The sequence below is a fragment of the Aquirufa regiilacus genome (assembly GCF_032470275.1).
In the GTDB taxonomy this organism is placed as follows: Bacteria; Bacteroidota; Bacteroidia; order Cytophagales; family Spirosomataceae; genus Aquirufa; species Aquirufa regiilacus.
Window position 1 is genome coordinate 345391 of record NZ_JAVNWW010000001.1, and the last position, 22991, is coordinate 368381.

Here is a 22991-nt window from a genome sequence, read left to right on the forward strand (position 1 = left end):
CATGAGCGACTCAAAATTAGATCAAATAATTAATGATACAGAAGATTCCTCTCAGGGGAATCTTTTGTCATTCCTACAGCCTAAGAATTGGAAGATCAATTTAATGGCACCTCGTGAGGCAAAACGCAAGGTGGAGAAGTCCATGCAAAAGGCGCAGGACACTATCAATAAAGCACGTTTTATTTCACGTGATTTATCTTGGTTGAAGTTTGATGAGCGTGTGTTGGACCAAGCGCGTGATTCGGAGAAAAGCTTATTTGACCGATTGAAATTCTTAGCCATTACGGCTTCAAACCTTGATGAGTTTTTTACGATTCGAATAGGTTCCTTATATAATTACATCGATTTTGGGAAAGAGCGTACCGATTATTCAGGTCTGCGCGAAGTACCATTTAAGCAAACGCTGATTTCTTCGGCACAAGAATTTAGCCAGGAGAAACACCGTTTATTTATTGAAGAGATCCTTCCTTTATTTCCTGAAAATGGTTTAATGCTGGCTAATTTGGATGATTTGACGCCAGATGAATTAGCGGATGCGGAGGCGTATTTTCATCGGACGATTTACCCGATGTTGACACCCATGGTCTTTGATCATACGCATACATTTCCAAGTTTATTGGCGAAAACGCTCATTTTTGGGGTGGTTACGGTAGGTTTTGCCGACAAGAAAAATGCCAAAGGGAAGTACGAAAAAGACCGTAAGATTTCATTCGTTCAAATTCCCTTGAACTTGACGCGTTTATATGTGATTGAACGGGATGATAAGGTTTTATTCTTGCCGATTGAACAGATTATCCAACATTACCTTCAAGTATTATACCGGAATGTGGAGATTGAATCGACGACTTTATTCCGCATAACCCGAAACGGCGATTTTGACGTGGTGGAACACGAAGATACGGAGACGGATTTCGTGGATGAGATCAAGAAAAAAATTAAAGATCGTCGTTTAGGTCGCGTTACGCGGGTGGAGGTTGAAGAGAATCATTCAGATTTCTTATTAGGTGAAATGTTGAAACGCTGGACGCTTGAGAAGTCGGATATCTTCATCAAGAAATCCATTTTGGATTTTACGGCATTTTGGCAAATCTTAAAACATCCTGAATTTAAGACCAAATTAGCTGCTAATCATGCGGTTGTGCCCCCATTGGGTTTGAAGTCGGTGAAAATCAGTGACATTTTTGATACGATGAAACGTGGGGATATCCTCTTGCATCATCCTTACAATAATTTTGAGCCGGTTATCCAATTGTTGGAACAAGCTGCCGAAGATTCTCAGGTATTGGCCATTAAAATTACGCTTTACCGGATCTCGAAAAATTCACGCATTGCAAGCGCTTTATTGCGCGCCGCTGAAAATGGCAAACACGTTTCTGTATTATTCGAAGTAAAAGCTCGTTTTGATGAAGAGAATAATATTCGCGAGGCGACACGCTTACAGAAGGCAGGTTGTTTTGTGATTTATGGAATTCCCGGTTTAAAAACGCATACCAAATTACTTCAGGTTATTCGAAACGAAGGTTCTCATGTCATGAGTTATGCCCATTTATCGTCGGGTAATTACAACGAGGATACGGCGAAACTGTATACGGATTTAGGCTTATTGACCACGGATTCGCGGATTACACAAGATATCTCCGAGTTTTTCAATGTAATCACGGGGCACTCCATGCCTACGCATTATGAACATTTGATTACTGCTCCACGTGATATGCGTAATCGATTGATTGAAATGATCGAAGAAGAAGTTGAAAATCATAAACAAGGAATTCCGGCTGGAATTTGTTGGAAAATCAATTCCTTACAAGATTTAGATACGATGGAGGCTTTGTATAAAGCTTCCAAAGCCGGTGTTCCTGTCTTATTAATTATTCGGGGTATCTGTTGTATTCGACCACAGCGTTCGGGTTTATCTGAAAATATCTTCATTAAATCGATTGTTGGAAATTACCTTGAGCACACACGCTTGTATTATTTCCATCGCGGGGGCGAAGCGAAAGTTTATGGAGGCTCTGCGGATGTAATGGTTCGTAGTTTTGACCGACGAATTGAGTCCTTATTTGAAATGGTCAATCCAAGGGCTAAGAACATGGCCATCACCATATTAGATTGGAATTTACGTGATACCGTTAATTCTTACGAGATGCAAGAGGATGGAAATTACTGGAAAGTTGAAAGTAGTGAGCCATTTAATATACATGAAGCTTTTTATCAAATTGCCGAGGAAGATTTAATAGAACAGCTTACCTTTGAAAAATATACCGTCAATTTGGCGCAAACGGAAAACTAAATTACACCAACAACAAACGAATGGAAAGATTTACAGGCTTACTGGGGATTGTCTTGATATTAGGCGTTTCTTTTTTAATGTCAAACAACCGCAAGGCAATTAATTATCGCACCGTGGGTGTGGGGCTATTATTGCAAGTAAGTTTAGCCGTTTTTATCTTAAAGACGGAGGTAGGTCAGGCCACTTTTCAATGGTTAGGTGATTCGATTAATACTTTGTTGGGCCAAGCAGATAAAGGCGCTCAATTTGTCTTTGGTTCTTTGGTGGATCGTAAGTTGATGTCCCAAGCATTCGGTGCTGGGAATGATTATATCTTCTTTTTCAAAGTTGTACCTACCATCATTTTTGTGGCGGTTTTGGTGAATATGTTTTATCATTTGGGTGTGCTCCAACGTGTCGTTTCTACGATGGGTAAAGGAGTTCACTGGTTAATGGGTGTGAGTGGAGCGGAGGCTTTGTCCAATGTTGCATCAACTTTTGTAGGCCAAGTGGAAGCTCAAATCATGATTAAGCCCTATTTGAAAAATATGACCAATTCGGAATTGATGGCATCCATGACAGGGTCGTTCGCATGTATTGCGGGTGGCGTAATGGCGGTCTACATTTCACTAGGTGTTCCTGCTGCTTATTTATTGGCGGCTAGTTTAATGGCTGCTCCCGGTGCTTTGGTGATTTCGAAAATCATGTTCCCAGAAACGGAGAAGTCGGAGACCCAAGGAATGGTTAAAATGGAAATTACAAAAACACATGCGAACTTAGTTGATGCGATTGCCGCCGGTGCGAGTGAAGGACTGAAAGTGGGTATGAATGTGATCGCGATGTTGATCGGTTTTATTGCCTTAATCGCTTTGGTAGATTTAGGCTTAGGCCATATAGGTTCTTGGATTAATATGCCAGAGCTTTCGATGAACTTGATTTTGGGAAAGGTATTCTCTGTCTTTGCATTTGCTATGGGTGTTCCTGCGCAGGATGTGGAGGTGGCAGGCGCCTTGATGGGTAAGAAAATGGTTGTGAATGAGTTTGTTGCTTATTTGGACATGGTGAAATTGAAAGCAACCTTGGATCCGAAAACCATCGCCATTACCAGTTTCGCTTTGTGTGGTTTTGCGAATTTTTCTTCTGTTGCGATCCAAATCGGGGGTATTGGTGAATTAGCGCCATCTCGACGTTCTGATTTAGCAAAATTAGGTTTCAAAGCATTAATCGCTGGAACCTTAGCTTCTTATTTATCTGCAACATTAGCCGGTTTATTATTGTAATATGCGCATTGATCCCGAAACCGTCGAGCGAATAAAGCAAACGGCTGCCGTGGCAGACGTGATCGGGGATTATGTGACAGTCAAGAAAAAAGGGGCTAATTATTGGGCCTGTTGCCCATTTCATGGGGAGAAGACGCCTTCGTTTTCTATTTCACCCAGCAAGGGAATCTATAAATGTTTTGGTTGCGGTAAGGCGGGCGATTCGGTTCGTTTTATCATGGACATTGAGGGGCTCGGCTACGGTGAGGCGCTTCGTCATTTGGCCAAAAAATACGGCATCGATATTCAGGAGGAGGAAATGACAGATGACCAACTCCTTCGCCAAAATGAGCGGGAGAGTTTGTTGATCATCTTGGAATATGCCAAAGAATTTTTCAAGAAACAATTAACGGACTCCGACGAAGGTAAATCGATTGCCTTGCCGTATTTTAAGGAGCGAGGATTTTCGGATGCAACCATTCAGGCTTTTGATTTAGGGTATAGTCCCGAAGGATGGGATGTCTTTTTGAAAACTGCGCTGAAGCACGGTTTCAGTCAGGATATCATTGAAAAGGCAGGCCTGGTGACCAATAAAAACGATGAAGGAAAGGTTTATGACCGCTTCCGGAATCGGGTGATTTTTCCTATCCACAGCGTTGCGGGTAAAGTCATTGCCTTTGGTGCCCGCATTCTGAAATCAGATGCGAAGAATCAAGCCAAATACCTAAACTCTCCCGAAACGGTTGTTTATCATAAGTCGGCGACGCTGTATGGCATCGCGCAGGCGAAGAATGAAATCCGACAAAAAGATGTTTGTTACCTCGTAGAAGGGTATACTGATGTGATTTCTTTGCATCAGGCGGGTATCAAAAATGTCGTGGCTTCTTCCGGTACTTCCTTGACCATCGAGCAGATTAAATTGATCGGCCGATTTACCAATCACGTGACGGTTCTCTACGATGGAGATTCTGCCGGTATCAAGGCGGCATTGCGTGGGATGGATTTGATTTTGGAAGAAGGTTTGCAGGTCAATTTAGTTGTATTTCCGGAAGGACAAGACCCCGATTCATTTGTTCGCTCGATTGGGAGTGAAGCATTTATCGAATACATTCAGAAAGAGGCGCGGGATGTTATCTCGTTCCAAGCAAATCTTTTCATGAAGGAGGCGGGAGATGATCCCTTCAAAAAATCCGAGTTGATTAAGGAAATGGTACAAAGTATCTCGAAGATACCGGATGCCATCCAACGGAGTTTATTCATCCAAAAGACATCGCAATTGATGCGTTTGGAGGAAGATGTGCTCTTGGCTGAGATGAATAAGTTGCACTTGAAGAAGGTGCAGCAAAAATCAATGCCCACTTTGTCTCCCCAAAATGAAGCTGAGTTACAAGCTTTATTTGAACCGGGTCCTGAAGTGGATGCGCCGGTTGAGGTTCAAAATTTGGCCTATTACCAAGAACTGGAATGTATGCGCTTGTTGGTCAATTATGGCCATCTCGAAATCAGTCCAGAGAAAGCCCCAGGCGTAAGTTTATTGCAATACCTGATACATGAGTTGGAAGAGGTACATTTCCAAACACCTTTATTCAAAGGTATCATGGATACTTGTCGGTCGGAATTCGCCCGCGGAGTCATCCCGGAGCCGTCCTTTTACTTGCATCACCCGGAAGAGGAGGTGCAGCGATTTGCGATCGACGCTTCTTCGGATAAACATGTATTATCGACTGTTTGGCGGGACCGACATGAGATTAAGGTGAAGAAGGATGAAGAGTTGTTGGAAGACTTTGCCTACAAGAATATCTTACGCTTACGTAAGGTTTACAACGATCAGCACATCAAAGATGTGATGGAGCGCATGGACCAGTACGTGGGTGATCCCAATGAAATGAACGATTTATTGCTTGAATTCATTCATTTAAAGGAAATTCAGAAAAATATTTCACAGGAATTGGGTACAGTTATTGAAAAATAGCTTATTTTCGTCCTGTTAAAATGAAAAGAATCCTGTCCATTATGCTATTGTTTGTCCTCCTGTATCAAGCGGGTGGCTTTGCATTGCGTTTCATTGCGCAGGATACGCATACATTTGAGGCAGGAGAAACCATTGTTGTTGAAATGCCTATTTCATTGCCTTATCAGACTGATTGGGATGCCCCACAAGCGGTTTCTGGAGAGATTCGTCAAGGAGATAATTTTTACCAAATGAAAGACCAGCAGGTCATTGACGGTAAATTGGTCACTACCTTGGTTGCCGATCAGAGCGCACGTGATCGATTCTTCGATTTGGCGGCTCAGGTGAATGAACATATGTCGGACCAGCCAGATAAGGCACCCGCGAAATCTAAATTAATCAATACCCTTGTTAAAGAATATTGTGCGCATGCATCTGCATGGGTTCTTTATGTGATGGAATGGCCTTCTCGTTCTGCAGAGCCATCTCACCCTGTTTTATCTACAACAGCGATTTCCGCTGATTTCTTCTCGCCTCCGAGGCAAGCTTAAATTTTCTCGATACTCTTTTGTTTTGATGGCCCAAAGGCCTTTGAAATCGTATGTGTATTTTAAAATTTAAGCATGAAAAAAATCTTACTATTGCTTTGTCTTGTGTTAATTACGGGACAAGCTGCTATGGCGCAAATGCCACATGATGGCATTTACATGAATAAAAAATTAGCCTGCGGGGCTGTTATTTACAGTAATTCCTCTTGGACCAATTTCTGGGAAAATCAATTATTTCGTGATAACAAGAATATCGGCCGTTTGACTACGGAATCCGTATCGGCCATGTTGGCCTATGGAATCACCAAGAAGCTTAACGTAATCGCCGTCGTTCCTTATGTGCGCACCAATGCGTCAAAGGGTAATTTGATGGGACAAGAGGGTCTTCAGGATGCTTCTTTGTGGCTAAAGGCGAAAGGCTATGCTGCGCATGGGTTAACCTTGCATGGGGTGGTGGGACTCAGTGTTCCCGTGTCGAATTATGTACCTGATTTTTTGCCGATGTCCATTGGAATTGGTTCAAAGGCATTAATCACGCGTGGCATGATTTCGTATGATTTGCCTAAACACCTTTATTTGAATTCCTCGATTGCGTATCAAATGCGAAGCAATGTTCGTGCGGATCGCGATGGGTATTTAGCCGGAAGTCGTTTTTATAATACCTCTGATGTTGCGGTTCCAGATGCTTTTGACGCTGCTCTTCGTTTGGGTTACTTGAAAAAAGATAATCAATTGGAGCTTTTTGCGGAACACTTTTCGTGCGTGGGTGGTGATCACATTCGTCGGAATGACATGCCATTTATAACAAATGACATGACAATGACGTCAGTAGGTGTTTATGGAAAATTCCAACCGAAAACCTTGGGTGTTAACGCGAGGGTTGCTTATGTAGTGGATGGTCAAAATGTAGGCCAAAGTTTGAGCCTATCGGTGGGGGTGTTGTACCAATTTAAATTATAATTCGATGAAATATATCTATACATTATTAGTTTTTGTCTTGCTGGCCTCTTGCACGAAAGAGGTAGATATGGTGGTTGACCAACCCTACGTTCCGTCTAATTTGGATGTGAGCGCGGGTGGATGGAAAACCTTTATTGCATCAGATGTTAGTGTAGCTGCTCCTCGATTGGTGACGGATGCAGCCTATTTGAAGGAAATCGATTCCTTGAAAACGGTGGTTATACCCTCGTTGACAGCTGCTCAAAAAACGGCTGTTCAGTATTGGGGTGCCGGTGCTGTATTGCGTTGGAATGAAATTGCACGTGAATTAGCGGCAAGATACAATCAAGCGCCTGCTGCGAATGCGGCTGGTGTTTATCCCGTTCCGAATGCCGCAGATCCATTAGCGGATCCCCGTTTTCCATTCGCAAATCCACCTTACACGGCGAGGGCTTTGGCTTATTTGAGTGTGGCACAATATGATGCATTGGTGACTGCTTGGAAATTTAAGTATCAATACAATCGTAAAGCGCCATATGTCGAAGATGCGACGATTAAACCTTTATTACCGGTTACATCTTTGCCAACTTACCCCGCTGAAGATGCTGTTGTGGCTCAGGCGAGTTATGTGATTTTATTGGCTATGTTCCCTGGGGAAGGTCCGTTTTTGGCTGAAAAATTAGCGGAAGCGAAAAATGTACGTATTTGGGCTGGAATGAATGTGGGTTCTGATGTTGCTGCAGGTGCAACGCTTGGAGGAGCAGTGGCTGCCCAAGTGATGGCGCGTGCGAAAACGGATGGAATGAGTGTAGCAAATAACCAAGCGATTGTAACGGGTTTAATTGCAAATTCAAAGTCTTTGGGCTTTGTAAATCCATGGGCAAGCCAAGAAATTCCGGCGCGTCCTCCGATGTTACCTAATTATGGTGCTGTGAAAACCTGGAATTTTGATCGTGCAACGATGGAATCAATTCGTCCAGCCATACCTTATTTAGAAGGATCGGCTGAATTCAAGAAGGATTTGGCTGAATTGGAAACAATTAATAAGAATCAAACGCGCAACCAAGCGGCGATCGCTAATTATTGGGCAGATGGTCCAGGGTCGTATACGCCTCCAGGACATTGGCATCGTTACGCTTGTGCTGCAGGAGTTGAGGCTAAATATTCTGAAGTTCGTATGGCGAGAATGTTAGCCTATGTTGGAACAGCATTAATGGATGCCGGGATTGCTTGTTGGGAAACAAAATACTATTACTACAGTCCACGTCCCCAACAGTTTGGTTTAAAAACCTCGGTGGGTCTTCCTAATTTCCCAAGTTACACGTCGGGACACTCCACCTTTTCATTTGCGGCGGCAACGGTTTTGAGCTCTTTTTTTCCTGCTAAAACAAGTTTGTTTAGTGGCTATGCGCAAGAAGCATCTGATTCGCGTGTGTATGGTTTAATCCATTTCCGTGTTGATTGCTCGATGGGAGGGAAGCATGGTAAGTTGATTGGAGATTTTGCTGTGAAACGTTCGCAGACTGATGGTGCACAATAAGTTGATTTTCTTAAAACATAATTGTTATGGTAACGATAAGTAAAAATAGACTCCATGCACTGGTTACGGCCTCATGGATGAATCGCGCGATGATCGCGATGGTATATATTTGGTTCGGATTATTGAAGGTCTTGGGAACTTCACCTGCGGAAGGATTGGTGACAAGGTTGTTTGATATTACGTTGGCACCCTTCATGAGTATCCAACAATTTTTGATGTTGTTGGGACTGATGGAATGTTTGATAGGTATGTTGTGGTTATTCCCTCGCTTGACAAAAATTGCATTCTGGGTAATGGGTGCTCATTTATTTACAACCTTTTTACCTGTCTTATTTTTGCCAAATGAAACTTGGCAATCTTTTTTTAGCTTGACACTGACCGGGCAATACATTATCAAGAATGTGGTATTGTTATCAGCGGCTTGGTTTATTTATGTTTTTTCCGAAAATTAGGGGTGAGGGTAAACGCTGCCGGGGTTAAAAACCCCGGCAGCGTTACGCTTTTTTCCATTTTAAGGCGACAAAAAACCCCTTATCCGTTCGAATAAGGGGTTTTTATTTGTATTTCGAATAATTCGATTTTAGACTATAGGCCTAGAATCTTCTTATTTAACTCTTCGTCAGCGCCAGTTCCCGCGAAATCATCGAACACTTTTTCAGTCGCCTTGATGATGTGGCTTGAAATAAATGGTGCTCCTTCTGTCGCTCCTTGAACCGGATCCTTGATGCAGCATTCCCATTCTAACACTGCCCAGCCATCATAACCGTATTGCGTTAATTTCGAGAAGATGCTCTTGAAATCTACTTGGCCATCACCTAATGAACGGAAACGTCCCGCACGATTGATCCAAGATTGGTATCCACCATAAACACCTTGCTTACCTGTTGGGTTAAACTCCGCATCTTTGACGTGGAACATTTTGATACGTTCGTGGTAGAAATCGATGTATTGTTTATAGTCCAATGCCTGTAAAACAAAATGCGATGGATCATACAATAAGTTGGCACGCTTGTGGCCTTTCACCTCATCCAAAAACATCTCGAACGTCACGCCATCATGCAGGTCTTCACCAGGGTGAATCTCATAACATAAATCTACGCCGCATTCGTCGAAGGTATTCAAAATCGGTAACCAACGGCGACCTAATTCTTTAAACCCTTGCTCAACTAATCCCGCAGGACGTTGTGGCCATGGATAAACCGTGTGCCACATCAAAGCTCCCGAGAATGTCGCATGTGCGTTCAATCCCAAGTTTTGAGAAGCCTTAGCCGCATATTTCAATTGTTGGACCGCCCATTCCGTTCGCGCTTTTGGATTTCCTTTCACAGAATCCGGTGCAAAACCATCAAATCCTAAATCGTATGCCGGGTTAACGGCAACTAATTGTCCTTGTAAGTGCGTAGATAACTCGGTGATTTGTAAGCCTTTGGCAGCCAACATTCCCACGATTTCATCGCAATACGTTTTTGACTCCGCCGCTTTTTGCAAATCGATGCAACGTGAATCCCATGATGGAATTTGAACCCCTTTGTATCCCAAAGACGCCACCCATGTGGTGATGCTATCTAAGGAATTGAAGGGAGCTTCATCCCCCATAAATTGTGCCAAAAATATCGCTGGCCCTTTGATCGTATTCATATTATTAAAGGTTTAGATTTTAACCCACTTTTGTGAACGTGTCGAATCCAAGATGCGCTCGCAAATCAATAACTCGCGGTATCCGTCGGCAAACGTCGGGTATTTTGGATTTTCAGGTTGCTTACCTGCTTCAACAGCCGCGTAAACTTCCTTGAATAATTGCTTCGATGTATCCGAGAATCCTTCGTTATGACCTCCTGGGAATGTCATTAATGCAGATGCTTCTGGATATGCCAATGATGGATCGCGCATTAATACTTGGTTCGCTTGATCGCGGTTACCAATCCAGATTTCGTTTGGCGATTCTGAATTGAAGGCAAATGTTTTATTTGATCCTGAAATTTCTAATTTCAATTGGTTCTTACGACCCGCTGAAACTTGCGATACCGTCACACAACCACGGTTTCCATTGTCAAAACGTAATAATACGTTGGCATGATCTTCCGTGTTAATATGTACATCCGCATAATCTTCGGGTTGCAACATTTTGCCTGAATAAGTCTCCACTGGCTTTAAAGGCTTTTTACGCACCTTGTGAACCGTGTTAAAATCAGCCATTACTTCCACCGTTTTCAAGCCTGTGATATATTCAATCACGTCTAACAAGTGTGAACCGATATCCGCAATCGCACGAGAATCGCCTGATTTATCCGGTTCTAAACGCCAGTTGTAGTCTGTATTATAAAATAACCAATCTTGTAAATAGCTACCGATGATCGAATAAATTTCTCCCAAATCGCCCTTCTCGCGCATGGTTTTCATTTGACGAACCAACGGATAATAACGCAAGTTGAAGTGCACCGCATTCACCAAGCCTGTTTTCGCTGCCAATTCCACTAATTCCTCAGCCTCATGTAAATCTTTGGCCAAAGGTTTTTCACATACCACGTGCTTACCTGCTAATAAAGCAGCTTTCGATTGCGAGTAGTGTAGGAAGTTTGGCGTACAGATATGTACACATTGTATGTCGTCTTGTTTCAATAAGTCTTCGAAAGTATACCAACGGCCAATGCCCAATTGCTTCGCTTTCGCTTCAGCTAATTCAATCGTTACTTCACAAAGTGCAGCGACGTCGATGTTGGGTAAGCGGCGAAGCGCTTCGATGTGTGCGGGTCCGATGAAACCGGTACCTACGATACCTACTTTAATTTTAGTCATGATCTATTAAATTTCGAATTTTGTCCATTTGTTTTGGTTGTCTTTGGCCGAACGAACCACGTTCTCAATGAATGCCATCCCCATAATTCCCTCCTCGATGCCTGGGAAATCGTACATCGGATCTTGTGGCTTTCCAGCCCATCGCGCGCGAACCGCAAAAGCAAAGTTGCGGTAGATGTTTGCGAATGTTTCTACATAGCCTTCTGGGTGTCCAGCCGGTTGGCGTGAATGCGCATTCGTCGCCGCAGATAAATTACCCACAGCCGTACGAATCGTACGTGCCCCTTCGTCACGGGTACGGAAGGTCAGGGTATTGGGCTCCATTTGATGCCAAGTGATACCTGCCTTACTTCCATAAATACGGAAATTGAAGTCATTTTCTTCACCGTTACAGATTTGTGAGCAATTCAAAACACCTTTGGCCCCATTATTATAATGTAGCAAGATGTTTCCATCGTCATCCAACATACGGCCTTCCACGAAGATCGTCAGATCCGCGCAAAGCTCCATAATGTGTAATCCAGTAATGTATTCAATTAAATTCTCGCAGTGGGTACCGATATCACCAATCGCTCCAGCTGCACCACAACGTTCTGGGTCTGTACGCCAAGCAGCTTGTTTCTGACCGGTAGCTTCGACTAAGTCGATCAACCATCCCTGCGGATATTCCACAATAATCTTGCGAATCTCGCCTAATTGGCCCGAATCAACGAGGTGTTTCGCCTCTTTGACCATCGGATAGGCAGTATAATTATGTGTTAATGCGAAAATCAGACCTGATTTATCGATGATTTTTTTCAATTCTTTGGCCTCGGCTAAATTCAATGTGGCTGGCTTATCGCAAACGACATGGAATCCATTTTCTAAGGCGAATTTTGCCGCTGGAAAATGTACGTGGTTAGGCGTTACAATGGAAACAAAATCCATACGCTCGCCTTCCGGAAGCTCTTTTTCTTTCAGAATCATCTCTTCGTAAGAACCATACACACGATTCTCTGGAAGATATAATGCCTCGCCTGTTGCTTTGGATTTTTCGGGATTGGAGCTGAATGCCCCACAAACTAATTCAATTTCGCCGTCTAATTGGGAACCTCTGCGGTGAACGGCACCGATGAAGGCTTCGGTACTTCCACCGATCATGCCCATTTTTAATTTTCTTCCTCGCCGACTAGCTGCGGTTGTGGATGTTCCACCTTGGATCATATATGATAGATTTAGATTGTTACAAAAATAGGGCTTAATTTGATTAAATTACCCTTTAAAGGGTTCAGATTTTTGAAATATTTTCAAAATAAATCAGGTTTGTCGGTGGAATTCAAAAATCTTTTTGTTTTTTTGGTACGATTTTTCCAATGTTGAATTTAATTTTTTTAAGATTACGAATTCTCTAAACTTTTAACTAAAACTAATCTATTATGAATCAAACTGTTAATGCCAATCGTTTATTTTTGGCGTCCTGTTTTGCACTCATCACTACTTCCATGGCTTTTGGAATTCGTGCGGGGGTTTTAACTCAATTGGGACAAGATTTCCAATTAGACAATGAACAATTAGGCTATGTGAATCAAATGGCATTTTTAGGTTTCCCTATCGCTATGATCATCGGTGGACCTTTGTACAATGTTCTAGGGCCAAAGAAAATCATCTGGGTTGCCTTCTTTACACACGTTATCGGTTTAGTGATGACCATTTTTGCTGGTGGTTTTTGGTCATTATTATTATCAACTTTCTTTGTTGGTTTCGGTAATGGAACTGTTGAAGCAGCTTGTAATCCCATGATTTCCGACATGTTCGAAGGAAAAGAGAAGACAAAAATGTTGAATCGTTTCCACATGTGGTTCCCAGGAGGTATCGTAATCGCGACACTTTTATCTCAGTATATGACAGGTGCCAACATGGGTTGGCAATTGCAAATCGCAGCTATCTTAGTTCCTGCTGTGATTTATGCGTATTTGTTCTTCGGTCAAGCATTCCCAGCTGCGAAAGTGGAAGGTGGTGCTTCTACAGGCGAAAACTTCAAGGCGATGCTTTCTCCGTTGTATTTATTTATGTTGGCTTGTATGGCCTTGACTGCAATCTCTGAATTCGGTCCTGAGCAATGGATTGGACCTATTATGGGCCAAGCAGGTGCAAGCCCCATGATCATTTTAGCTATCGTAACAGGTTTAATGGCAGTTGGTCGTTATTTCGCAGGACCTATCGTTCACAAATTAGATGCGGGTGGTGTATTATTAGTTTCGGCTATTTTGACAGCCATCGGTGTTTATTTGATGAGCTCTGCTACAGGTGAAATGGTGTATATCTCAGCGATTATTTTTGCATTAGGTGTATGTTATTTCTGGCCAACAATGATTGGTTATGTGGCTGAGAACATTCCGATGACAGGTGCTTTTGGTCTTTCGATCATGGGTGGTATGGGGATGTTTGCTACGTCTATTTTCCAACCGATCATCGGTAAGTGGTTAGATGCTAATACAGCTGAGGCATCAAAAACTTTAACGGGTGATGCAGTGGCTTTAGCGGCTGGACAAGCGACAATGGCACAAATGGTATTATTCCCATCGATTTTGATCGTAGCTTTTGCAGGTTTATATTTCTTCGGAAAGAAGACGAAACATGCTTAATCAATTCCTTGATAATTTTAAAAAGGGAGCCGGAGCTCCCTTTTTTTTGTGCCCATTTCCAACTAGCTTTGGCAAACCTTCAAGGATTGCCAAAGCTTAGGTGCGTATGCGGTATTTGTTTTTTTGCTTGTTTCTATTTGCCTGTAAACCCGATTACAATGTGGATCCATCCCAAGTGGAAAAAGCATTACGCGCGCAAGAAAATGAATATCCCGAAACCAAGATTTTAGGTGAAACGCGTATCGGAAATTTTGAGATTACATTAGCGAAAGAAACACCTTTACATCGCATTAATTTCGTGCGCTTAGTCAAGCTGGGTTATTTCACCGACCGCTATTTTTATCGAAATGTCTATGAAATAGGTATGCAGGGTGGGGGAGAGTTCGCGGATCGTTTGGCATATCTGGTGCCTGCGGAATACCCTGATCACCTGAAGCCGGAACGCGGAACCATTGCCATGGCGCGCTACGATGAAGGAAATCCTCAAAAGGCATCATCGCCCACGGAATTTTTTATCGTGACCAATACGGAGCAGGCTGCCCGCTTTTATAAGCAATACGTCGTTTTTGGCAAGATTACAAAAGGCTTGGCGGTCATTGATTCGATGCAAAAACAACGGTCTTTTGACGAAAAACCAGTGATTCCCGTCAAGTTTACGCTGTCTTTGTTGAAGGACTAATCAAGCTCGAAATGCCTGCGAAGGCCATGACTAATAAGCACCCCAATACATTCAGCCATAAAAAGGCCATCAAATCAATGTACCAGGCATAAATCACGATGGCTTCCGCCACAATCGCCGACCAAAATACTTGATTCCCTGAGGTGCGGGGTAAATAAAAGGCACATAAAAAGACACCCAAGATTGTGCCGTAAAACCAAGATCCGAGGATGTTGACGACCTCAATTAAACTCCCCATATTGACGGCAAAATGCGCAACAATCAGACACAGAATTCCCCAGCCTAGCGTAATCAATTTGGACACCCACCAATAATGTTGGTTTGAGCCCTCTGTGTTCATAAACCGCTGGTAGATATCCACCATGCTCGTAGATGTTAGCGATCCAAAAGCTGACGCCATGGAACCCATGGAAGCTAATAAAATCATAGCAATTAAAAAGCCTACAATCCCTACGGGCAGGTTGTCTGTGATAAATCGCAGAAATACATAATTTGTATCCTGTTCCTCAAAATCTGCGTGGGACTTTTTGATTTCGGTTACGGCTTTGCTACGTAAATCCTTTTGCTTTCCTTGTAAATCTTGAATGGATGTCTGTAGCTGTTCAGTTTTGGCAACATCATGGGTTTTAATGGCTTTCACCAAAGCGATTTCCTGTTGTTTTTTAACTTCAAACACATGACGATGCTCCGTACTTACTTGCTTGTAATTCGCTTGTTGGCTCCACAATCGCTCCGAATTCTTATTGAAAAATATAGGAGCCTCTTGAAACTGATAAAAGATGTATACGAAAATCCCCACGAGTAGAATCAAGAATTGCATTGGGATTTTTAGGAATCCATTTAATAGCAGCCCTTTCTTACTCGCGGTAGCCGATTGCCCGGAAAGGTAGCGGCCTACTTGGCTTTGGTCTGTACCAAAATAAGAAAGCTGGAGAAAAAATCCACCGATGATCCCCGACCAAATGTTATAGCGGTTATTGATATCAAATTTCCAGTCAATCAAATTGATCTTGCCCATTTTACCTGCGATGAGCAAAGATTCATGAACGCCAATCTCTTCGGGTAATTGATGTATGATCAACACCGCCGCAAGAAACATACCAGCTAAAACCACCGACATCTGTAACATTTGGGTGTAAGAAATTGCTTTTGATCCACCCATCATGCAATAAGTCGTCACGAGCGCTGCCGTCATGGCATTGGTCCAAGATAAATTCCAGCCCAATAAAGTTGATAAAATAATGGAAGGGGCTGCAATGGTAACTCCCGTCGACAAGGCTCGAGGAATCAGAAATAATAAGCTTGTTAAAATGCGTGTTTTGGAATCAAATCGCTGTTCTAAAAATTGATAGGCTGTGTAAACTTTTAGTCGGTAATAATTAGGAATGAAGGTGACCGAAAGCACAATCATGGCAATGGGCAATCCTAAATAGAATTGTACAAAGCGCATTCCATCCGTGTAGGCCTGGCCAGGAGCTGATAAAAAAGTAATGGCTGAGGCTTGGGTTGCCATGACCGACAACAAGACATGATACCAGGGTAATTCACGATCGGCCAGTAAGAAACCTTGCAAGGAGTGTTTTGTCTGTTTTCCACGGTAAATCCCATAAAAGACGATTCCGCCAATGGTACTTAGTAATACAATCCAATCGATGAGCGTCATTTCTTATTGATATAGGTAGCTGAAAACGATAAAGAACAGAATAAGTCCTAACAGAAATAATCCGAGCGATATATACCAATTAGCCCATTTGGGGACTTCTTGTTGGGGTTCAGTTTCCATGACAAAGGTTTAGTGCCCTGAAATTACACATAAATCCTTGATTATTTTGGGTGCCCTATTGGAATAATACATTTTGCTTCTTACCTTTGCAGTCCAAATTACGCGGGTGTGGTGGAATTGGTAGACATACCAGACTTAGGATCTGGCGCCGCGAGGCATGGGGGTTCGAGTCCCTCCACCCGTACCAAGGCAAGCCCTCAACACCGTTAGGTTTTTGAGGGCTTTTTTTAATTGAATAAATAAATAATTCTATATGAACATTTCACTCAATAAAGCAAGTGATTTACAAGGTCGTTTGACTGTTGTTGTAACAGAGGCTGATTACAAAGAGAAAGTTGAAGCTAAATTGAAAGATTACCGTAAGAAGGCATCGATCAAAGGTTTCCGTCCAGGCATGGTTCCTGCTACTTTGATCAAGAAATTGTATGGTCAGTCTGCATTGGTGGATGAAATTAATCACGAATTGGGTCATGCCGTAAGTGATTATATCAAAGAAAATAAATTAAACTTAGTAGGTGAGCCTTTGCCAGCTGTAGAAGAAGCAGATGCGATCGACTGGGAAAAAGATACAGAATTTACCTTTCACTATGATTTAGGTTTTCACGGTGATTTCACGGTGGACTTAGCTAAAATGAAAGCGATTCAATCCTACGAAATTAAAGCCGATAAAAAGGAGATTGACGAGACCATCGAAAACTTGAAAAAGCAATTTGGTGAGCAAACGCATCCAGAGTCGGTTGAAGATCGTGATTTAGTTTTTGGAACGTTTACACAAGGTGACTGGGTTGAGAAATCAGCTATCCCAATGCACGCGATTCAAGATAAATCTAAGAAAGTATTTGTCGGCGCTAAGAAAGGGGATACCTTGAAATTTGCGATCGATAAAGTATTTGTTGATGCGAAAGCTTTGGCATTAGCAACAGGAAAGAAAGAAGAAGAGGTTGCAGAATTGAAAGGTGAGGTTTCTTACGTGGTAGAAGACATCACGCGTCAAGTGCCTTCTGAAATGAATGTAGCATTTTTCGATAAGGTTTTAGGACCAGGAAAAGCAACGGATGAGAAGTCATTCCGTGCGGAAGTTGAGACGATTGTAGGCGAAAATTATGCTCGCGAAGCGAAATATTTATTGCGCATCGATGCTGAAAAAGCGATTTTAGAATCTGTTAAAATTGATTTGCCAGAAGAATTTTTACGTACTTGGTTGATTCGTATCAACGAAGGTAAATTCACACCGGAGCAAATTGATCAAGATTTTGATAATGTGAAGCGTGACATCCGTTGGAACCTAATCAAAAACGAAATCGCTGAGAAATTTGACGTGAAAGTTGACTACCCAGAAGTAGTTGAAAAAGCGAAAGATATGGTTCGTCAGCAGTTTGGTGGTTATTTATCTTCAGACCAACCGGGTATCGAAGAGATGATTGAGAAAATTGCAATGGGTTATTTGAGCGACAAGTCGAAAGGAGATAACTTCATGAACTTGTACAATCAAGCATTCTCGGATAAAGTTTCGAATGCGATTGTGGAAAATATTCCAAACAAAACGACTAAAATTGATGTTGATAAATTTAAAGAAATCGCAGCGGCGCTTTAATTTTAGAATTGTCACAATATTTTTGAAAACCCCGCTCTTCGCGGGGTTTTCTGTGAACTAAGGTTCGTACATTTGTGTTTTGCGTATTTAATGCCAAAATATTTTAAATTTGATTTTTAAACATTGAATCCTATGTATCCAAAAGAATTGTCAGGAGAAGAGTTTCGTAAATATGCCGTACATCACCGTGGCTTGAATGGCTTAGCGGTTGATCAATACATGAATCACATCGGCGATCGTCCGTTGCACCAAATTGAAGACATGACACAATACATCATTGAGGAGCGCCCGATGCGTTTCGCTCAAATCGATGTATTCTCGCGTTTGATTATGGACCGTATCATTTTCATGGGTGTTCCTGTGGATGATTACATGGCCAATATCATCGTGGCGCAATTGTTGTTCATGGAATCAACGGATGCAAAAAAAGATATCGTGATGTACATCAATAGCCCAGGTGGATCAGTTTATGCTGGTTTGGGAATTTATGATACAATGAATTACATCCGTCCAGAAGTAGCGACCGTTTGTACTTCTTTAGCTGCATCCATGGGTGCTGTTTTATTAGCCGGTGGTGCAGCTGGAAAACGTTCAGCTTTAGAGCATGCGCGTGTGATGATTCACCAACCATCAGGTGGAGCTCAAGGTCAATCACGCGATATTGAAATCACTGCCCGTGAAATCGTGAAAATTCGTCAAGAATTGTACGAGATTCTAGCGAAGCATTCTGGTAAATCATTCGAGGAAATCGAGCGTGATTCTGATCGTGACTATTGGATGAAAGCTGCTGAGGCCAAAGAATATGGTTTGATTGACGAGATTTTAACCCGTACGGTATAATTCATGGCGAGTAATAAAAAAGTAAGTTGTTCTTTTTGTGGCCGAGCTAAATCGGTGATTGAAAGCAATGCGGGTATGTTGTTGTCGGGTATCGAAGGACATATTTGCAATAGCTGCATCCAGCAAGGCTATGAGGTTATCAAAGAGGAGTTAGGCGCACCCGTGGCATCTGCATCTCATCATCAATTTGAATTGGTGAAACCCAAAGACCTAAAAGCCTATTTGGATGAATATGTCATCGGTCAAGAAGAGGCGAAACGTCACCTTTCTGTGGCGGTCTACAATCATTACAAGCGCTTGATGCAACCCGCATCCGCAGATGATGTGAAGATTGAAAAATCAAACATCCTCATGGTAGGTGAGACAGGTACGGGTAAAACTTATTTAGCCAGAACACTTGCGCAAAAATTACAAGTTCCTTTCTGTATCGCAGATGCGACCGTGATTACGGAGGCAGGTTATGTGGGGGAGGATGTGGAAACGATTTTAACACGTTTGCTTCAAGCAGCCAACTACGATGTGGAGAAGGCTGAATGTGGTATTGTGTTCATCGATGAGATTGATAAAATTGCCCGTAAATCGGATAATCCTTCGATTACACGTGATGTGTCTGGGGAGGGGGTCCAACAAGCCTTATTGAAATTATTGGAAGGTTCGATTGTTAATGTACCGCCACAAGGGGGGCGTAAGCATCCGGATCAAAAAATGATTGCCGTAAATACAGAAAACATCTTGTTCATCTGTGGAGGTGCTTTTGATGGAATCGATCGCCATATTTCGAAGCGTTTAAATGCGCGTCCGATTGGTTTTTCAGGTGATGATACATTCCATGATTCCTTCGAGAAGGATCAAATCATGAAGTATGTTTCGGCGCAAGATTTGAAGTCTTTTGGCTTAATTCCTGAATTATTGGGTCGTTTGCCTGTCGTAACATTTTTAAATCCATTGGATGCGACGGCATTGTTATCAATTTTGACGGAACCTAAGAATGCTTTGGTCAAACAATATGAGAAATTATTCTCGATGGAAGGTGTAGCCTTGCATTTTTCACCTGAGGCGTTAAGCTATATTGTGGAGCAAGCGATGCAATATAAATTAGGTGCACGTGGATTGCGTTCGATTATGGAAGCAATCATGACGGATGCGATGTTTGAAATTCCTTCGCAGTCGGAGCTTACTGACTTTACCATTGATTTGACCTATGCTAAATCGAAATTCGAACGTACCGTTTTTCACCAAATGAAAGTTGTCGCATAATATGAAAAGGATCGGATTATTATTCATACTAGCTTTATTAGCTAGTTCTTGCGCGAAAAAAGCGGTTGTCGCCGCTTTCGCACCTACGCCCGTATCGTCGGAGCCTGTAAAAGCTCCCGTAAATGAAGCTGAAAAACAGCGTGTGATGAATGAGGTAGTTCCAAGCAATAACGTTAATCAACCTGCTCCTCACCATGTGCAACAAAATAGTATCGAGGCATCTTTGCCGGCGGTTGCTGCTCCGGTTGCACCTAAAGCCCAACAAGAATCCGCTTCTTTGCATATTGATCGAATTTTAGATGCAAGTCCTGTAAAGTCTTACGTCAAAAAAGCTTCGTTTAAGCATTATAAGGCTAATCCACAGGGACCTAAGCATTGGGCACCCCAATTGAAAATTGGTTTGACTTTATTGGCTATTGGTGTTGTTTTAGCTGTTTTCGGTTTAGGCTTTGTTGGAGGACTCGCTGCACTCATCGGATTATGTTTCACCATTGTAGGACTTTTGGTTACCTATTAGGATGAGGCCATCGTTGGTTTTGTTGCACGGTTTTGGCGAGGATGCTCGGATGTGGGATGATTTTATTCCTGGTCGTTTTCCTAATCAAACCTTGCATATTCCCAATTATGCGGATTGGTCGGATTGTTTGACGATTGCCGAATATGCCCGAAAAATAGTGGATACTCTTCCACAAGAACAATCCTTTATTTTGATAGGTCATTCCATGGGTGGTTACATCGCATTGGAGTTGGCCAAGCAGTTTCCTCAGCAAGTGCAAGGAATCATTATGCTCCATTCAACGCCTGTTGCAGATTCCGCAGATAAGAAACTGCAACGCGATAAGACGGCAGCATTTATTCAAGAACATGGATCCGAGAAGTTTATTCGGTCTTTTGTTGCTAATTTATTTGCCTCACATTTTGTCGAATCCCATCAAGAATTGATGGATATGCTTGCAAATCGTTATTCCCAATTAAATCAAACGGGATTAATCGCTTCCACTTTAGCGATGAAAGTTCGCGAAGATTTGCAGGATTTTGTACGGTCAACGGACATTCCGACCTTATTTGTGTTGGGCGAAAAAGACCCTTTGATTACAACTGAAGCTATCGTTGAGTTGTTGGCGGGGAAAGACCAACATAAATACGTAATTTTATCGGGCGTTGCGCACCAGGGTTGTTATGAAGCACCCGAGGAAACATACGCTGCGATTAACCAATTTATCAACGAGATTCATGCCTAAGATTATTGTGGCCTTGGATGGCTTTTCTTCTTGTGGAAAGAGTACAACTGCCAAACGTGTAGCTGCCAAATTGCATTATGCGTTTGTGGATACGGGTGCGATGTACCGTGCCGTTGCTTTGTATTTTCATCGCAATCAAATTGATCTTGCCAACAAAGATGCCGTGGCAGATGCCTTGCAACATATTGATATAACTTTCGAGTTTAACCAACAAAGACAAGCGTCTGATACCATCTTAAATGGGGAGAATGTTGAGGTGGAAATCCGAAAAATGTATATCTCTGAAATGGTAAGTCAAGTGGCTGCGATAACCATTGTTCGTCGGGCCATGGTAGCACAACAGCAGCAGATGGGTAAGAAAAAAGGGATTGTGATGGATGGTCGGGACGTGGGAACCGTCGTTTTTCCAGATGCCGAGGTGAAAATTTTCATGACTGCACAACCGCATATTCGTGCGCAGCGGCGTAAACTAGAACTTTTGCAAAAAGGCGAGGACTTGCCTTTGGAAGATATTATTGAAAATTTACGCATGCGCGATGAGATTGATTCTAATCGGGAAGAAGGTCCATTGAAGCGCGCGGAGGATGCCATCGATTTAGATACCTCATTTCGAAGCATGGACGAACAAGTTGATTTTGTCTTAGCACAGGTTGAACGTGTCAAACGTGAAAATAAGTAAGCCCTATTTGATTGTTGGCCAAGGTGTCGCAGGAACTGTCCTCGCGCATCACTTCCTGCAAGCCAATATTCCTTTTCAGATTTGGGATTCTCCCATACATTTTAATTCTTCTTATGCTGCTGGTGGGATTTTTAATCCTGTTACAGGCCGTAAACTTGAAAAAACGTGGCTAGCTGATGAGTTGTTTGATTATCTTTTTCCTTTTTACCAACAACTCGAAAAGACTTTAAACGCCTCTTTTTTTTATCCGATGCCTTTGTTTCGTCCCTTTGCGAATGCAGAAATGAAGCAATGGTTGCTCGATCGAAAGTCGGAAATCAACCATGATTTTTTGACTTGGACCGATGACGGGGTTTGGGTCAAGCAAGCCGGTTGGGTGGATGTGGCTAGTTTGTTACGTCATTCGAAAAACTATTTTGAGAAGCAGGGCATTTACGCCGCCAAAACATTCCAAGTGGCAGATGCCATGGATTTTGAAGGAGTTATTTTTTGCGAAGGTTTTCACGCTACGCAAAATCCCTTGTGGAATAAATTGCCTTTCCTTCCTGCTAAGGGTGAATTAATTCGTTTTCAATCGAATGAACCTTCCCGCGATTGTATTCTAAACAAAAATGGGTTTATCCTCCCATTGCCGGATGGCGCGTTCAAAGTGGGCGCGACGTACCGTTGGGATGAATTCACACAAACGCCTACCGCATCGTCACGCGAAGAACTTTTCGGTAAATTGACTAGCATGGGTGTATCGAACTATGAACTTTTAGATACTTACGTAGGAATACGACCGGCAACGCAAGATCGCAGGCCATTTGTCGGGATGCTTTCCGGAAATAATCGGGGAATATTCAATGGTTTTGGCTCTAAAGGTGTATCCTTAAGTCCTTATTTTGCGCATACCTTTACACAAGATATCTTGGGTGAAAAAGAACTGCAAGCAGATGTTTCAATTCGTCGCTATTCGCATTTATTTTCGGTATAAATCCTTAAATTTGATT

At 42.5% G+C, this 22991-nt stretch carries 20 protein-coding genes and 1 tRNA gene; 17 read left to right on the forward strand and 4 right to left on the reverse strand.

Going from position 1 to position 22991, the window contains the following annotated elements:
- Position 1: 1 nt before the first annotated feature.
- From ppk1 to PQG45_RS01510, 7 genes are all read left to right on the forward strand, one after another.
- Entirely contained in the window at positions 2-2290 is a 2289-nt protein-coding gene (ppk1, locus tag PQG45_RS01480; protein ID WP_316070162.1) for a polyphosphate kinase 1, read from the forward strand.
- A 20-nt stretch (positions 2291-2310) separates the two neighbouring features.
- Positions 2311-3549: a NupC/NupG family nucleoside CNT transporter gene (locus PQG45_RS01485; RefSeq protein WP_315575876.1), complete on the forward strand. Its 1239-nt coding sequence runs from the start codon at positions 2311-2313 to the stop codon at positions 3547-3549.
- A gap of 1 nt (position 3550) precedes the next feature.
- Complete coding sequence (gene dnaG, locus PQG45_RS01490; RefSeq protein ID WP_316070163.1) at positions 3551-5500, forward strand: DNA primase; 1950 nt, start codon at positions 3551-3553, stop codon at positions 5498-5500.
- A gap of 20 nt (positions 5501-5520) precedes the next feature.
- On the forward strand, positions 5521-6030 hold the full coding sequence (locus PQG45_RS01495; protein ID WP_316070164.1) for a hypothetical protein: 510 nt from the start codon (positions 5521-5523) through the stop codon (positions 6028-6030).
- A 72-nt stretch (positions 6031-6102) separates the two neighbouring features.
- On the forward strand, positions 6103-6987 hold the full coding sequence (locus PQG45_RS01500; RefSeq protein WP_316070165.1) for a hypothetical protein: 885 nt from the start codon (positions 6103-6105) through the stop codon (positions 6985-6987).
- Positions 6988-6991: 4 nt separating this feature from the next.
- Positions 6992-8506, forward strand: a complete 1515-nt coding sequence (locus tag PQG45_RS01505; protein WP_316070166.1) for a phosphatase PAP2 family protein — start codon at positions 6992-6994, stop codon at positions 8504-8506.
- Between the two features lie 26 nt (positions 8507-8532).
- The gene (locus PQG45_RS01510) at positions 8533-8958 is read left to right on the forward strand and encodes a hypothetical protein (protein WP_316070167.1); all 426 of its coding nucleotides are present in this window, start codon (positions 8533-8535) and stop codon (positions 8956-8958) included.
- A 133-nt stretch (positions 8959-9091) separates the two neighbouring features.
- Here PQG45_RS01510 and PQG45_RS01515 read toward each other — a convergent pair whose 3' ends face one another.
- From PQG45_RS01515 to PQG45_RS01525, 3 genes are read right to left on the reverse strand one after another with little or no spacing between them, the layout of a single operon-like run.
- Complete coding sequence (locus PQG45_RS01515; RefSeq protein ID WP_315575866.1) at positions 9092-10144, reverse strand: sugar phosphate isomerase/epimerase family protein; 1053 nt, start codon at positions 10142-10144, stop codon at positions 9092-9094.
- Between the two features lie 12 nt (positions 10145-10156).
- Positions 10157-11302 carry a Gfo/Idh/MocA family protein gene (locus PQG45_RS01520; RefSeq protein WP_316070168.1) on the reverse strand — a complete coding sequence of 382 codons (1146 nt, stop codon included), beginning with the start codon at positions 11300-11302 and terminating at the stop codon, positions 10157-10159.
- Positions 11303-11308: 6 nt separating this feature from the next.
- Positions 11309-12448, reverse strand: coding sequence for a Gfo/Idh/MocA family protein (locus PQG45_RS01525; RefSeq protein WP_316070456.1), 1140 nt, complete (start codon positions 12446-12448; stop codon positions 11309-11311).
- A 269-nt stretch (positions 12449-12717) separates the two neighbouring features.
- On the opposite strand from PQG45_RS01525, the gene PQG45_RS01530 reads away from it, so the two are divergent.
- Positions 12718-13926 (forward strand): MFS transporter, encoded by a 1209-nt coding sequence (locus PQG45_RS01530; RefSeq protein WP_316070169.1) that lies wholly within the window; start codon positions 12718-12720, stop codon positions 13924-13926.
- 106 nt (positions 13927-14032) lie between these two features.
- Positions 14033-14605, forward strand: a complete 573-nt coding sequence (locus PQG45_RS01535; RefSeq protein ID WP_316070170.1) for a peptidylprolyl isomerase — start codon at positions 14033-14035, stop codon at positions 14603-14605.
- On the opposite strand, the gene PQG45_RS01540 is transcribed toward PQG45_RS01535, so the two are convergent.
- Positions 14580-16268 carry a sodium:solute symporter gene (locus PQG45_RS01540; protein WP_316070171.1) on the reverse strand — a complete coding sequence of 563 codons (1689 nt, stop codon included), beginning with the start codon at positions 16266-16268 and terminating at the stop codon, positions 14580-14582. The two genes, PQG45_RS01535 and PQG45_RS01540, sit on opposite strands and share 26 nt — an antisense overlap.
- A gap of 222 nt (positions 16269-16490) precedes the next feature.
- On the opposite strand from PQG45_RS01540, the gene PQG45_RS01545 reads away from it, so the two are divergent.
- From PQG45_RS01545 to PQG45_RS01580, 8 genes are all read left to right on the forward strand, one after another.
- Positions 16491-16575, forward strand: a tRNA-Leu gene (locus PQG45_RS01545).
- A gap of 66 nt (positions 16576-16641) precedes the next feature.
- A complete protein-coding gene (locus PQG45_RS01550; RefSeq protein ID WP_316070172.1) occupies positions 16642-17982 on the forward strand; it encodes a trigger factor in 1341 nt (446 codons plus the stop codon).
- Between the two features lie 132 nt (positions 17983-18114).
- A complete protein-coding gene (locus PQG45_RS01555) occupies positions 18115-18822 on the forward strand; it encodes a ClpP family protease (protein WP_316070173.1) in 708 nt (235 codons plus the stop codon).
- Between the two features lie 3 nt (positions 18823-18825).
- Positions 18826-20079 (forward strand): ATP-dependent Clp protease ATP-binding subunit ClpX, encoded by a 1254-nt coding sequence (gene clpX / locus PQG45_RS01560; protein ID WP_315575855.1) that lies wholly within the window; start codon positions 18826-18828, stop codon positions 20077-20079.
- Between the two features lies 1 nt (position 20080).
- The gene (locus tag PQG45_RS01565) at positions 20081-20596 is read left to right on the forward strand and encodes a hypothetical protein (protein ID WP_316070174.1); all 516 of its coding nucleotides are present in this window, start codon (positions 20081-20083) and stop codon (positions 20594-20596) included.
- Between the two features lies 1 nt (position 20597).
- A complete protein-coding gene (locus PQG45_RS01570; protein ID WP_315575851.1) occupies positions 20598-21320 on the forward strand; it encodes an alpha/beta fold hydrolase in 723 nt (240 codons plus the stop codon).
- Positions 21313-21999: a (d)CMP kinase gene (cmk, locus tag PQG45_RS01575; protein ID WP_316070175.1), complete on the forward strand. Its 687-nt coding sequence runs from the start codon at positions 21313-21315 to the stop codon at positions 21997-21999. The genes PQG45_RS01570 and cmk overlap by 8 nt, the downstream gene beginning before the upstream one ends.
- Positions 21986-22975: an NAD(P)/FAD-dependent oxidoreductase gene (locus PQG45_RS01580; RefSeq protein WP_316070176.1), complete on the forward strand. Its 990-nt coding sequence runs from the start codon at positions 21986-21988 to the stop codon at positions 22973-22975. Before cmk ends, PQG45_RS01580 begins: the two co-directional genes overlap by 14 nt.
- The last annotated feature ends 16 nt before the right edge of the window (positions 22976-22991 follow it).